The organism is Hungatella hathewayi WAL-18680 (assembly GCF_000235505.1).
GTDB lineage: Bacteria > Bacillota > Clostridia > Lachnospirales > Lachnospiraceae > Hungatella_A > Hungatella_A hathewayi_A.
This window is the reverse complement of the sequence record NZ_JH379027.1, coordinates 1,994,148-2,007,634: the sequence shown is the minus strand read 5'-3', so window position 1 is coordinate 2,007,634 and position 13,487 is coordinate 1,994,148. Positions and strand designations below refer to the sequence as shown.

Below are 13,487 nucleotides of genomic sequence, written 5' to 3'. Positions count from 1 at the left end.
CAAAGTGTTTTTTAGATTTTTTATTTAGCCTTTGATGCCAAGGGTCTCGGCGATGCGTTCTTTGGTGCGCTCACACTGGTTTCTGCCGTAGATGATATCGCTGACGGTGGAGTTGGCAATGCCTAGGCGTCTGGCCAGCTCCTGCTGGGGGATGTCCTGCTCTACCATTGCGATTTTCATTTTCTTTCCGAATGGGGTGCATGGGATTCTGGTTGCCATGGTGAATTCTCCTCTCTTGTTTTATTCTCCTTGATTACGACGGCTCCACTACCGATACGGTAAAGGTTGGGGTGATGGCAAACTTGTCCTCGGCTGTCCAGCCTTTTTTCGTCAGGGCGAAAACCTCCAGGTCTATTGAGGAGGTTCCTCCTGTTGTGCCTGCCGCATCCAGTTTTCCTTTCTTGGCTGTGGAACCGGTTCCGTCATCATCCAGGTAATAATTCTTGCCGGTGACAGAGGCCGTGGTCAGCCAGAAGCCGTCTTTTGTGTTGACGGTGCTTGTCGTCGGCACCTTGCTGGCGTCGGTGAATTTTGCCTTATCCTTGATGGCTATCATCAGGTTGCGGTCCGCACTCTCCAGTGCGCCGGTGTCATTGATAAGGCCCGGTGTTTTGGCCGATGCCCCAAGTCCCCCGGTGATGCTGGAACCGGCGCTGATTCCGGAAATGTAGACCCAGACAGGGACGGCGGACTCGTTTGTGATTTTATAATTGGCTGACTGAAGCCCCATGGCTACGTTGACGGCCTTGGTTCCGATGGCGGACACCTCCCCTATCTTGCCGGGGTCAATGTCAAAGGCGGCCTTTAATGGCAGAGTCACCTTCAACTGGGTGGCCTTGATGCTGCCCACCAATTCAGTCTTGGTATCCGCTTTGTTGTTGTCCGAATCCACGCTCTCTACCACTTCTCCCACTGCCGCCTCCGGCGCCGCATATCCGGTCATGCTCCCGGTGGCCGCCATTCCCACGGCCAGTACCATGGCTGCTGCTCTCTTTCTGCTCTTTCTCATCTTTGTTTCCTCCTTATATCCTTTTATTTTTGACTTATTCTGCTTTCAGCGCGCTGATTTTCAGCGTCGGGCGGACAGTGAAACGGTAGGCTCCGTAAAAGTCTGGGGCCACTTTTCCATAGAGCTTTAAGCTCACGGTCTCCTCCGCCTCCAAATCCGCCACCGGGATGTTGGTCTTTCCCGGACAGATGGCGTACTGCTCGAACTCTTCCCGGCTGGTGTAATGTTTATCGCTTATTCCAAGCACCAGCAGGGCGGTTCCCGGCGGTCCCACCCCGGAAAGACTGTCCAGCAGCCGGAACGACTGCTCCGGCCCTCCCGGAAATTTCTCCGCAAAGACCACATCGTCAGCCCGGATATCCTCCACCCTGGATATCTCCAGGCGTACCGGAACCACGGAATGATTGGTCACCTCCAGCCGGTCCGGCCCCACTATCTGACCATCCGGGCAGTTCACCGCGTCAAATTCCCGCTCCGGGTATACCTGAAAATCGAACCCATCGGACGGCATGGCCACCGATATCAGATTTACTTTGATTCTTCCCACCAGCTCCGTATCCACTTTCTGGTCCCCCATCAGCCGGTTGAAGACCACCTCCGTCTCCTCGGCCGCTCCTGCGTGCTCCGCCGCCCCATAGACAGCCGGAGACGGTATGGTCATGGACAGGATGGCGGCTGTCAGGAGCGCTGGTGCCCTTATAATTTTTTTCTTCACTGCCATTGACTCCCCTTTCATTCATACAGCGTCAGCCGGATTTGTGCTGCCGCCTGGCCGATGTAGGTTTCCGTGTCCTCCTGGTAGGCATAGAACCTGGCCGTGCAGTTATACTCGCCCGGCGGCAGTTCCGTACGAAGCGGGGCGGATTCCACATAGTTGCCCGGCGGGATGGCCCCTGTCTCGTAGATAAGCTCCTCCTGGCTGTCCAGCCAGACCTCCACACGAATCAGTTTCCCCTGGTTGGAAGGATTTTCCACCAGCCAGTTGATGTTTCTGTCGGTACCGGTGGTCTTTCCCACCGGCGTGGCGTTGATGGACATGGCCAGCATGCCCTCCTCCACGATGGCATCCAGCTCCCGCTGACGCTCCTCCCTGGTCTTGCCGGGAATGTCGCCGGAAACGATGTTGGCCTCGTATACCAGACCTTCCCCCTCTGCCGGTTTTTGTCTACCGGCCAGAAAGAAGGCTGCCGCTGCCAGAAGTGCAATTCCCGCGAGGAATGCCAGGAGCGGCCTGATTCCTCCCGGACGGTTACCTTCCGGTCTGTCCCTACCCCGCCTGCTCCCTTTCCGATTTTCCTGTCCTTCCATGAGCTTTTTCCTCTTCCTATCTTCTGTCTTGATACTTAAATCAGGTTACTGCTGTTCATTCACCATGAACCGTCATAAATTCCAAATATATTCCTTGTCCATCAGTTCTGCACAAACACCGTGATTTTCGCCGCCGCCCTTCCGATATAGGCGTTGTCGCTGATGCGGTACGCGTCAAAATAAGCCAGGCACGGGTACTCTCCCGCCGGCAGTTCCACATCCAGCGGGGCATCCCCGATGTACTGCTCCGGGTCCAGATAGCCGGATTTATATATCTCTTCCCCGGTGTCCTCCCGTCTGATGGTCACGGTGAAACGATTCCCATTTCCCGGCGGATTCTCTATCATCAGGTTGGCATTTCCCTTTCCGTCCCTCATCGCCGGGGTGGCATTGATGGAGAATGTCAGCATTCCCTCCTGGACAATAGCATCCAGTTCCGCCTGCCGCCCGGCCGGGTCGCTGAGGGTGCCGCTCTGGACATTTCCCTCCGGCTCCAGCTGGGGGAACTGGAGTTGTGGCTGGCTGTTGGCGGCATGGACAAAATACCCGGCCCCTCCAGCCACAATCAGGCAGAACACCGCCGCCAGTACAATGACGACCGCATTGGCTCGGTTTTTCCCGCACTGGCTGTTTATCCGTCTCTCCCGTTTTTCTCTCTCCGCTCTTCTCACGATGTCCCATCCCCCTGCTTCTTGATTACCCTTAACGTCACGTCAAGCGACATACCGCCGGCCGGCTCCTCCCCGGAAAACAACTCAATTCTGGCCTCCAGCGGATATTCCCCCGCCATCAGGCTCCGGCTCAGTTTGACCGTCTCCACATATGTTCCCGGGTCCACGCGGTCCGTTCCGCCAATTTTCTTTCCGGAGGATTTTAAATGCAGACTGATTCTGGCTCCGTAATGGTTCTCCTCCGGATTCTCGAATTCCAGATTGCACTCCCGGCTTCCTTCCTCTATGGTGGGAAGCTGGTTTAAAAGAACCCAGAACTCTCCTTCGTCCACATCCTCACTGTCCACCATGTGCAGAGTTCCGTCCATGGCATTCCTGTCCGGTTCCAGGTCTGACGGTATCCAAGTGGAGACAGGCACACCATAGATGGCAAAAGCGGCGGCCGCGATTATCACTGCGCATACGGCCACAGTCGTGATTCCCACCGCCATAGTAATGTGGCGGGCAGAAGCCGTTGGTTTCCGCATCCTGTTATCTCTCCGGCTGTTCCCGGCTTCCTTTCCCATCTCTGCTTCTACCTTTCTCATACATTTTCTCATCCACCTGATTAGCGATTAGCTGACCACCACTTCACTGCCTGCATCCTTATCCGACACCTTCAATTGGTAGGTGACGTCATATCCGAAGTTCTGGGCCGTGTCATAGTACAGAACGGCGTGCTCCATGAAATAACGGTAACGGAAGGCTGTACCGGCGCCGATTTTACAGGAGAACCAGCTCTCCGGAGTGCTCCCGGCCGCCGGCTTGTAGTAGTGTTTCCCGCCGAGATTCCCCGTATCGCTTCCGGACGCCGGCGATGTGATGCCTAGACGGGCGCTCCCCATCCCCACATCGACATCGGAGGAAACCAGCGACAGCTGAAGTCCTTTATCCGCCTGCTTCACTACGGTGGTGATAGATGCATTGATAGGATAATGATTCTTGTTTTCCAGTTCCAAATCCGCACTGTATGATTCCTGTTCCACCGCCGGTTCCAGCACAATTCCCACTTTCACCGGAAGTTTCGCCGACAGTGTCTTTCCCTTGCTTCCCTCCACGGTTATCTGCACCTCATAACGGGTGGTCCCGGATGATGCTTCCAGCAGAATATACCGGTTCTCCGGTTTGATATAGGCCGCCGCCGCATACAGGGTAATACTATTTACGGTCCCCAAATCTACAGCCGGATTATTCAGAGAGGCCGCCTTGCCATACAAATCCGTACTGCCTGCCTTAAAGCCCAGTTTCTGATTGGCGTTTGTGGTTCCGTACTGGTAATATCCACTGCCTGCGCCGCTGATAGCTGTGCTGGAAACCAAAGTAAGACTTTCTCCGGTTGCCCCCGGTGTAAACAGGCTATCCGTGACTTCAAACGCACGGAGTTTCATACTCGGCACAGAGAGATTCCCTGGCAGATTTACCGTCGTCCCTCCATCTGGCGTCTCCGGGCTGAATGTGACGCTGACCGTCTCTGGTGCAATTAAAGTAGGATATCCTTCAGTCCCCTCCGCATCCAGACTGGAGTACCACACGCGGTCTGCGCCTGTCCGCATAATTTCAGAATAATTGCCTGCTTCCATGTTGTTGAGGTAAGCAAGTGGTTTATGAGACTTCATATCTACAAACCGCACATCAGATACTTGTCTCTTTCCACTGAAAACACCATCGCTGCAACTGTTTCTCAACATACCACCTCTTGGTGTATTGGCACCTACATCACCAATCGTCAGGTATATACCATTTGGTGCTTGGAATAAACCACCATTTTTACAAACACTATAACAGTTTCTCACTGGAAACGCCCCATTTGAAGCCCCCTCCATATTTGCACAAATCCCCGCCACATTAAGCTTTGTGTAAGTCCCACTTATGGTGATATCGGAGGCAGCATGAAATTGATTGTAGCAATCTTGGATAATAGCCGCCAGGTCTAACTTACCTACGATTCCCCCAATAGTTGCCGTTTTCAACGCCTCTCCTACTAAATTAAATTTATTATCTTTGCCAAAACACTGGTTCACAATTGCATCATTGTACATAGCACCGCATATCGCACCCATACAGTCCTCATTCCCTGGATTCCTAGCACCTCCTTCCAAATAAGAAGATACCACCCCTAACCGTGACACACTTGCATTTCCAGACACGTATCCAAACACTCCGATATTCCTTACTCCAACAATCCGCATCCCTTCCAGTTCGTAAGGCCGGGTATGTCCTGCTCCAAAGGTACCTTCAAAAATCCGAATCGGCGTCCACACAATTGGTTGATCCGGCGTCCCTCCCCATTCCGTTCCTACGAAATCACGGATATCATTCGTCAGATCTGCACACAGGCCCCAATTGGCTGAATCACTGTTTATTTTATAGGCGTACCACCCAAACTGCACCGCATTTCCTATCTGGAACGGGTCATCCGCCGTACCGATTCCTGACGGTTTGGCGTAACTGGAACCCAGCAAGTCATATTCCAGCGCCTCCCCAACCAGCTCCCAGTTTGCCGGTTGGAGGGTGCCGAAACGTGGATAATCCCCGGCTATAAATTCCCACGAGCCGTCCATTTTTCCTCCATTTAGTGCATAGGCTGCACCCCAGGATTGCATCTGAGTGGTACTTAATGCTTTTGCAGTGGCGTCTGATACAAGGGATGTTTCTTTGTCGTAGTAGCAATTTTGTATGCTATCAGGGCCAACGCTGTTATATCCGATAATACTTCCTACATTCCCGTCTCCTGTAATATTGCCTACATTAAAACAATTCTGAACAACACTTCCCGTCCCTTCCTGCATCCCAAAGATTCCGCCAACACCTTGCTTTCCCGAAACACTCCCAAGATTATAACAATCGATTATTGTAACAGAAGCTTTCTGCTCCCCATATTTGTGACCAAGAATTCCTCCGGCATAGTTCGCCGCCGCTGTAATTGTTCCAGTATTGTAGCAATGTTCTATTTTTACGCTTCCAGTTAGGATGTAACCAACAATTCCACCAAAAACACTCGAATCGTCTACTGTTGTGGAACCTTCTATCGTTGCGTTATTCCAGCAATTTGTGATTGTCACATTTCCAGCAATTCTTCCTACGACTCCAGCAGCACGCATTGGTACCGTTATTCGTCCAGAAGAGACACCTACATTTTTTATCGCTCCTCCGTCGCACCATCCAAATAATCCAAAGCCCTCTGGAAGGTTCCAACCAGGACCAGTTAACATTACTACCTTTAAATTGGATACTGTATGCCCATCTCCATCAAATATTCCCTGAAACATTTTCGATGACCAGCCAATCGGCCTCCAGCAAAGGGCACGGTCAATATTATCAATTGTGGCATCTTCGGGATTCACATTGACATAACTGGCTCCAAATAAATCGATATTTCCCGTCAGTTTTCCACAAACTCCTCGATCGACATAATTTACCAAATATGCATATAAAGCTAACTCTTCCGCCGTTCCAATCAAATAGGGATCCGCAGATGTTCCGCTGCCGGGCAAGGTGGAACCCGCTTGATACAGTTCGGCTCCCACCCCATCCCAGCTTTGATACGAAGCAGCTGCCGGAACTGCCGCTTGAGCCGTTATAGCAAAATTTCGAGTTGCACTTCCAACAGTTCCTTTCAACTGGATGGCTCTTGCATCTTCCCCATTCACCGAAGCCGTTTCCTCCGTCCCAGCCTCCTCAGACACCTCTGACTCCGTATCGGCATGTTCCAGGGAAGTCTCCACCCGAGGGACATCATGACTGAATATTCTGGCTCCGGTGTTGATTCGTACCTGGTTATTCTCATCAATATCCGCATCCCCAGCTGCATCCCACTGAATCGCTTCCCCATCCACTTCGGACGGAAGCACAATATCGTCTTCCCCAAAAACATCAAGCAGCATTGTTCCTTCCGGTAAATCCAGTGCTATGACGGAAGCCCTGGAATAAGACCTGACCGTTTCATTCTCACTTTGGGCAAATACTTCCAGCTGGGGATACGCACGCTCTGCCACATACCAGTTTCCTGTTAACATATGTTCCATTCCAGTCATCTGACTGGTATTCAGTCCCATCACACCGGGAGCTGCTTCTTCCTCCGCTCCAATACACGCCAGCTGCCAGTCATAAACACAGCCACTCAGACTGCCTTCGTTGACCGCGGTAAATGGTCCTCTGCTCCGCCCTGCCGCTCCGATTGTCACCGTTGAATAACAATTTTCAATTTGCCCTTCATTAACTGCCGCCAGTCCTCCGGTCACATCATCACCATCCGTCAGACCGGCAGCATAACTGTTCTCCGTTCTGGTCTCATCCCCAAGAATTCCTGCCAGCCCTCCCACGTAGGTATCTATGGTGTTCAACTGGGACTCTATGGTCACCAGAACGAAGCTGTCTGATATCAGGGTATCCCCTGCCGTCTGCGCTATCAGCCCACCTGCCATGACCCGCTCCGCCGTCACCAGAATATAAATATCTCCATTTGGATTTCCTATGTACTCCGTCTCTCCTTCTCCAGCATCATTTCCTGCACTTTTTTCATCGTAACTTTGTGCATCTGAAGTTGCGTCTGAAACATCCTCGGCATTGGATGGAGTGGCATCCGGTATATCCGCATCGGATGGACTTGCCAGAGGACTTGTCTCCTCATCGAAATCCACGACGGCAGATACTTTCAATGTCAGATATTGTCTGTCATGCTTCTGATAGCCAACCGTCTCTGACATACTGAGGGTATCCTGCCCATTTGTGACGAGACTTCCCTCTTCTGGTTTTACTTCTGATTCTGGTTTTGTTTCTGATTCTGCTTCTGATTCTATTATCTCTGCTTTTGATTCTTCCGCATCCCCTTCCGATGCACCAACCTCTGTACTTTCATGTTCCGGCTCATCTGTTTCAACAGTTCCATTTTCTATCTCTGACGTTTCCGTCTCAGTATTCTCCGATTCTGATTTTGATGTCTCCACTCCATCTCCTGCTGATGTTTCCGGCAACTCGATTTCTGGCGGACCGGCTTCCGTCTCGGACACACTGCTCTCTGTCTGTTCCATTTCCGGTCCTGCAATCTCTGGCTGCCCTTCCTCCGGATCATTATCATTTGATGGAACACTGATGGATGATTCCGATTCATCGTTCTCTTCATAGCTGACTCCAGGTCCGGCCTCTTCCATATTTCTATCTGTCTCTTCCAACTCTACCGTCTCCTGTACACCAGGGCCCTTCCACATATCTACGTCAGATAATCTGCCTTTCTCGATCTGGTATTCCGCTTCCACCGGACTGGCCGTGTGAATTTCTCCGCCCATCCCACAGTTTCGAATCGACGAGTCAACCGCATAAGCCGCCAGCGCTCCATACCCGTCCACATACCGTTCTCCGTCATAATACGTAAATGGATTCTCTATCGATGCATCGCTCAAAAACAGCCGCTCCACCTCCGCATGTTCCAACACTCCAAACAATGGTCTCGTCAAACCACTTATCACATGACCGTTTCCATCAAATTTTCCGGTAAATGGCTCTATATTCGTTCCGATGGATTCCTCCAGCCAGCCCAGTTCCAAATCCTCCTCCAGCCGGTACCTTCCATTTCGGTTATAATCTTCGCTCTCCTTATCCAGCAGATAGCGGGACAACTCTTCCTCCGTATAAATCGGTATGGCTTCCCGGCTTTTTGCCCGGGCCATCCCGATACTGTGCAGTCCCATTCCCACAAGTCCCGCCGCCAGGATACAAACCGCTCCCAACGCCAGATACCGCAGGTGCATCTCCCGTTTCGTTCTTTTATATAGTACAAAATGGCTCATTTCCGTACCTCCAACAACTTATTCCTTCTCTTCCCACTGTTCCCTGTCTCAAATTCTATCCCTGCCCTTTATCCACAGGCTCCGGCCTTCTGGCTCTAAACGTCTGGCTGCTTATCTATCCTCTGGCCCGGACTACCAGCACCACCCGGCCCATGATATGCTCTGCCGGAACAGTCCCCATTCCACTGTCACGGCTGTCGATGGATACGCTCCGGTTATCTCCAAGCACCAGGTACTGCCCATCCATCACCGTCAGCGGCGGCCCCATATCGTCCTTCTCTCCATCAGTATCCGCCAGTGTTACATAATCCTCTCTTATCTGCACACCGTTGATAACCACCCGGCTGCCCGATGTGCTGATTTCCACCCGGTCCCCCGGCAGGCCCGCTACCCGCTTCACCAGGTTCTCTCCATCCTTCTCAAACACCACAACCTCATCCCGCACATATCTGCTTCCAATCCGGCTGTACACAATCCAATCCCCGTTATTTAAATACGGATACATGGAATTCCCCGACACCCGGTCCACTCCAATCAGACATCCAAACACCCCGGTAACGCACAGCAATGCCGCTCCTACGGTCATCGCCAGTCTCACATTTCTGCGTCTCCGTCTCACAAAATACCGCCTCATCTCCACGCGCACCTGCCTGCGCAGCTGTCTCTCCAGTTCCGATGCTCCGTCCCCGGCGCCAGTCCCTCCCGTCCTCCGGTCCTCCTGCTCCTCCGACATGGATTTAATAATATTCCACAAATAGCAGATAATCTGCGTCTCCTCAAATCCCCCGAAGCACACCGTCCGAAAATGCGGGAGCTTTTTATTCTTATTCAATTGGCCCTTTTTTTCTTTCTTCCGGGAACTCCCCCTGCCTCCGGCCATATTCAAGGCGTCCACCTCTCTCCGGGTTCTACCCTTTAATATGGATTATAGGGTGCCAGCCGGAATGCGGTTTTGATTGTTTCTAAGATTTTTGAGAATTAAAAATGAATCTGAGACTGTTTCACATGATTTTTTGATCGTCTGAAATGATTTTTCTAAAAATGGAAACCTGGCATTCCAAAATTCCGGCACACCAAGCAGGCGATTTTGCTCCCAAAAGCCCAATCACCGGTTTTCCTGCCTATTTATCCACATTTCTGCGAATCTCTTCCCGTTTTTTGCAATTTTTTCCTTTTCCAATCTTGCAATTTTTACGAAAGTGGGTATAATAGACTATATCACGAAGGAAATATCCTTCAGAAATGATTTATGATACCGCATAATCCATATTATGGGGTATTTTTTATTTTCTCGAATCGTTATCCGGCTAACCTAACACCAGATTCATCCGCGACAGCTGCCGCCTTGGCTGCTCCTCCGTCGCCGCCGTATAAATCCTGGTCGTGCTGATGTTGGAATGTCCCAGCAGATCCATCAGCCGGATGACATCTTTTTCTATGCTGTAAAAGGTTCTCGCAAACAGATGGCGCAGGTTATGGGGAAATATTTTCGCCGTGTCCACGCCGGCCTCTCGTCCCAGCTGCTTCATTTTCTTGCTCACGTTGCTTCTGTCCACCGGATTTCCCTGACGGGTGATGAAAATGCTTCCGGTCCGGATTCCCGCTGATTTACAATACTTTTTTAACAGCCTGGTCAATTCCACTGGCAGCAGCACTACCCTGGACTTCCCCTTATTGTATATCTCCGCCCGCCCTGTCTCCAGCGTTTCCACGGTTATGAATTTCAGCTCGCTGATCCGGATTCCGGTGCTTCCGATGGTTTGAATCAGCATACTCATCTTCTCATCCCCGTCTTTCCTGGCTGCCCGGATGAGCTTCTCATAGTCTTTCTCCGTCATTTCCAGTTCTTTCCGGCTGTACATCGCCCGCTGAACCCTGTACAGCTTAACCTTCAGTTCCTCCCACTTTGCAAACACGAAGAAACTGTTCAACGCCGCCAGCATGGAATTGGCGCTGGTAATCTTGTACCGTTCCCGAAGCGCCTCCTTGTAATCCCTTACCCTCTCCCGGTCCACCTCCCGCCCGGTTCCAAGATAGTTCACAAATGCTTTCACATCCCGCAGATATTTCTCCACCGTCGCCTGGCTCCGTTCCTCATCCCGCAGATACTCCCGGTAGCCCGCCAGCATTTCATCTGTTATTTCCATATTTTTGCGTTCTTCCATATTAAAAAAAATCCTCCTCCGTAAGATTATAATTTTCTTTATTATATAATCTTACCGGTCCGATTGCAATCGAATATCTGGAAAAGACAAACGAGTTACCGGGAAATGGATGCCGCGGTAACTCGTTTGTAAAAGTTGGTTTTATTATCCTTTGATGCCAAGGGTCTCGGCGATGCGCTCTTTGGTGCGCTCGCATTGGTTGCGGCCGTAGATGATGTCGCTGACCGTGGAGTTGGCGATGCCGAGGCGTCTGGCCAGCTCCTGCTGGGGGATGTCCTGTTCTACCATTGCGATTTTCATTTTCTTTCCGAATGGGGTGCATGGGATTCTGGTTGCCATGGTGGTTTTCTCCTTTCGTTTTCCTGGTTATTGTACTTATGTTTCGTTATTGTACTTATGTTTCGTTATTGTACTTATGTTTCGTTATTTTACTGCGATGGTGAAGGTGGGTGTTACGGAGAAGGTGGCTCCGTTTGTCCAGCCGCTCTTGGTGATTCCGTATAGTTTCATGTTTACTTTGTCTCCACCGTCGGCGTCGCCCTTGGCTTTCAGGGCCAGGGGGGCTCCGCTGGCATCCAGGTAATAGTCGTTTGCACCGGCTGTCATCCAGTCGCCGGCTGTGGCGAGCGCTGGGACAACGCCTGCTTTTTTGATGGCAAACATGAGTTTTTTGGCGTCAGCCGGCGCATCCGTTGGCTCCGATGTCACCAGATTGACGCCGCCGCTTACTGCGACGTTTGAGATTTTGACGGTCAGCTCTGTGGTGGAGAGATTCTCTATCTGATACGTACTGGCCTGTGTCTCTATCAGTCCGAATTTATCCGCCGCTACCGCCACTGTTCCGTTGGGGTTGATGTCAAAACCGGCTTTTACCGGCACCTTTACCTTGATGTTTGTAATAGCAATGTAACCTGTCAATTCGGATGTCTGGGTGCCTGCCGTACCCTTGATGTTCATCTCTGACTCTTCAGTCACACCTGCCGCCGGTGGCAGCGCTGACGCGTAGGACGCCATGCTCCCGGTGGCTGCCATGCCCATTGCCATTACTACTGCCGTTACTTTCTTCAACCGCTTATTCATCGTTTTTTCCTCCTGAATCCTCTTCTTTTTCTTTGTTTCTCTCTATCAATCAGCCGCATTGACTGTACTGATTTTCAGTGTCGGGCTTACCGTGAACTGGTAGGCCCCATAAAAGTCCGCAGATGCTTTTCCGTACAGCTTTAAGTCCCGGCTTCCGTGGGCTTCCAGTTCCGTTACCGGGATGTTGGTTCTGCCGGGCAGAATCGCGTACTGCTCAAAATCCGCCTCACTGCGGTATGTCGTTCCTGCGGTGCCAAGCACCAGGATGGCGGTTCCAGGCGCCGTCGTTTCCGATACTTTTCCGGAGAGGCGGAAACTCTGCTCCGGGCCGGCTCCGAATTTTGGCGCGTACACCACATCCTCCTTTTTGATCTCCGGCACCTGCGATATCTCCAGCTTCACCGGCACCACGGAATGGTTCGCCACACGAATCAGCGGGCTCTGTATCTGCCCTCCAGGGCTTTGGGGGCTGAAGGCGGCTTCCGGGTCGATGTTAAAGTCAAATCCTCCCGCCGGCAGCTCCACGGAAATCAGCTCCACCTTGATTGTCCCTTTCAGCTCCGACACCACCTCCGTGGAGGAGCTCTCCATCACAAATTCAAATTCCTTCGTCTCCGCCTGTTCCTCTGCGTACACCGGGTCTGCATCCGTCCGGAGCAGGCACAGCGCCAGCAGTCCGCCAAACAGCAGGACTTCTCTTTTCCCCAATGGCTCCACCCTCCTCTCATTCCAGCAGCGTCAGCTTCAGTTTCACCGCCGCCTGTCCGATGTACTCTTCATTTTCCTGGCGGTAGGCGTAAAATACCGCCGTGCAGTCATACACTCCCGCTTCCAGCACCACATCCGGCGGCGCTTCCTCCACGTAGCTTCCCGGAGGGATGGCCCCTGTCTCATAGATTTTCCTGCCGGTGTCGTCCCGGGTGACCTCCACGCGGATTAATTTTCCCTGGTTCGAGGGATTTTCAATCAGCCAGTTGATGCCGCGGTCCGCACCGGCCGCTTTTCCTGAGGGGGTTCCGTTGATGGACATGGCTATCATGCCTTCCTCCACCACGGAGTCCAGCTCCCTCTGCCGCTCTTCCGGCGTCTTTCCAGGGATGTCTCCCATGACGATATTGGCCTCGTAGGCCAGCCCCTCCGTTTTGTCCGGGGCCTTTCTGTGGCTGATATAAACGCCTCCCGCGGCCCCTGACATGCAGCACAGGGCCAGTATCAGAAATCCTGCCACGCGGCGGCGTCCGCTCCAGGGCTCTCTCTTTCGTTTTTCTCCTGTCATAACACGCACCTCTACTCCAGCACATACAGCGTAATCTGCGCCGCGGCCCTTCCTATGTAAGAATTATCACGGATACGGTACGTGTCAAAATTCACGGTACACGCATACTCCCCTTTGTCCAGCTCCACATCAAGCGCTGCCTCGTCGATGTAC

General features: G+C 52.1%; 13 protein-coding genes. All 13 read right to left on the bottom strand.

Features of this window, described 5'->3' with window-relative positions; genetic code table 11:
• Window positions 1-24: 24 nt before the first annotated feature.
• Complete coding sequence (locus HMPREF9473_RS08965; protein WP_006779534.1) at window positions 25-219, bottom strand: helix-turn-helix domain-containing protein; 195 nt, start codon at window positions 217-219, stop codon at window positions 25-27.
• 34 nt (window positions 220-253) lie between these two features.
• Window positions 254-1,009 (bottom strand): hypothetical protein, encoded by a 756-nt coding sequence (locus HMPREF9473_RS08960; protein WP_006779767.1) that lies wholly within the window; start codon window positions 1,007-1,009, stop codon window positions 254-256.
• Between the two features lie 34 nt (window positions 1,010-1,043).
• Entirely contained in the window at window positions 1,044-1,730 is a 687-nt protein-coding gene (locus tag HMPREF9473_RS08955) for a hypothetical protein (protein ID WP_138670037.1), read from the bottom strand.
• A gap of 11 nt (window positions 1,731-1,741) precedes the next feature.
• On the bottom strand, window positions 1,742-2,317 hold the full coding sequence (locus HMPREF9473_RS08950; RefSeq protein ID WP_006779765.1) for a hypothetical protein: 576 nt from the start codon (window positions 2,315-2,317) through the stop codon (window positions 1,742-1,744).
• A 101-nt stretch (window positions 2,318-2,418) separates the two neighbouring features.
• Window positions 2,419-2,952 carry a hypothetical protein gene (locus HMPREF9473_RS08945; protein ID WP_085952387.1) on the bottom strand — a complete coding sequence of 178 codons (534 nt, stop codon included), beginning with the start codon at window positions 2,950-2,952 and terminating at the stop codon, window positions 2,419-2,421.
• Between the two features lie 32 nt (window positions 2,953-2,984).
• Complete coding sequence (locus tag HMPREF9473_RS08940) at window positions 2,985-3,575, bottom strand: hypothetical protein (protein WP_006779763.1); 591 nt, start codon at window positions 3,573-3,575, stop codon at window positions 2,985-2,987.
• Between the two features lie 27 nt (window positions 3,576-3,602).
• Window positions 3,603-8,813 (bottom strand): hypothetical protein, encoded by a 5,211-nt coding sequence (locus tag HMPREF9473_RS27655; protein ID WP_006779762.1) that lies wholly within the window; start codon window positions 8,811-8,813, stop codon window positions 3,603-3,605.
• A gap of 115 nt (window positions 8,814-8,928) precedes the next feature.
• Window positions 8,929-9,699, bottom strand: coding sequence for a signal peptidase I (lepB, locus tag HMPREF9473_RS08930; protein WP_138670035.1), 771 nt, complete (start codon window positions 9,697-9,699; stop codon window positions 8,929-8,931).
• Window positions 9,700-10,120: 421 nt separating this feature from the next.
• Window positions 10,121-10,978 carry a tyrosine-type recombinase/integrase gene (locus HMPREF9473_RS08925; RefSeq protein WP_006779760.1) on the bottom strand — a complete coding sequence of 286 codons (858 nt, stop codon included), beginning with the start codon at window positions 10,976-10,978 and terminating at the stop codon, window positions 10,121-10,123.
• Between the two features lie 144 nt (window positions 10,979-11,122).
• Window positions 11,123-11,317: a helix-turn-helix domain-containing protein gene (locus HMPREF9473_RS08920; RefSeq protein WP_006779534.1), complete on the bottom strand. Its 195-nt coding sequence runs from the start codon at window positions 11,315-11,317 to the stop codon at window positions 11,123-11,125.
• An 84-nt stretch (window positions 11,318-11,401) separates the two neighbouring features.
• Complete coding sequence (locus tag HMPREF9473_RS08915) at window positions 11,402-12,058, bottom strand: hypothetical protein (RefSeq protein ID WP_006779759.1); 657 nt, start codon at window positions 12,056-12,058, stop codon at window positions 11,402-11,404.
• Between the two features lie 45 nt (window positions 12,059-12,103).
• Window positions 12,104-12,766, bottom strand: a complete 663-nt coding sequence (locus tag HMPREF9473_RS08910; RefSeq protein WP_006779758.1) for a hypothetical protein — start codon at window positions 12,764-12,766, stop codon at window positions 12,104-12,106.
• Between the two features lie 16 nt (window positions 12,767-12,782).
• Window positions 12,783-13,334, bottom strand: coding sequence for a hypothetical protein (locus HMPREF9473_RS08905; RefSeq protein ID WP_006779757.1), 552 nt, complete (start codon window positions 13,332-13,334; stop codon window positions 12,783-12,785).
• Window positions 13,335-13,487 lie beyond the last annotated feature (153 nt).

Coding starts and splice junctions, on each gene's coding strand:
- HMPREF9473_RS08915 (WP_006779759.1), bottom strand. CDS start 12,058: ATGAATAAGCGGTTGAAGAAAGTAACGGCAGTAGTAATGGCAATGGGC.
- HMPREF9473_RS08965 (WP_006779534.1), bottom strand. CDS start 219: ATGGCAACCAGAATCCCATGCACCCCATTCGGAAAGAAAATGAAAATC.
- HMPREF9473_RS08955 (WP_138670037.1), bottom strand. CDS start 1,730: ATGGCAGTGAAGAAAAAAATTATAAGGGCACCAGCGCTCCTGACAGCC.
- HMPREF9473_RS27655 (WP_006779762.1), bottom strand. CDS start 8,813: ATGAGCCATTTTGTACTATATAAAAGAACGAAACGGGAGATGCACCTG.
- HMPREF9473_RS08925 (WP_006779760.1), bottom strand. CDS start 10,978: ATGGAAGAACGCAAAAATATGGAAATAACAGATGAAATGCTGGCGGGC.
- HMPREF9473_RS08940 (WP_006779763.1), bottom strand. CDS start 3,575: ATGAGAAAGGTAGAAGCAGAGATGGGAAAGGAAGCCGGGAACAGCCGG.
- HMPREF9473_RS08905 (WP_006779757.1), bottom strand. CDS start 13,334: ATGACAGGAGAAAAACGAAAGAGAGAGCCCTGGAGCGGACGCCGCCGC.
- HMPREF9473_RS08950 (WP_006779765.1), bottom strand. CDS start 2,317: ATGGAAGGACAGGAAAATCGGAAAGGGAGCAGGCGGGGTAGGGACAGA.
- HMPREF9473_RS08920 (WP_006779534.1), bottom strand. CDS start 11,317: ATGGCAACCAGAATCCCATGCACCCCATTCGGAAAGAAAATGAAAATC.
- HMPREF9473_RS08960 (WP_006779767.1), bottom strand. CDS start 1,009: ATGAGAAAGAGCAGAAAGAGAGCAGCAGCCATGGTACTGGCCGTGGGA.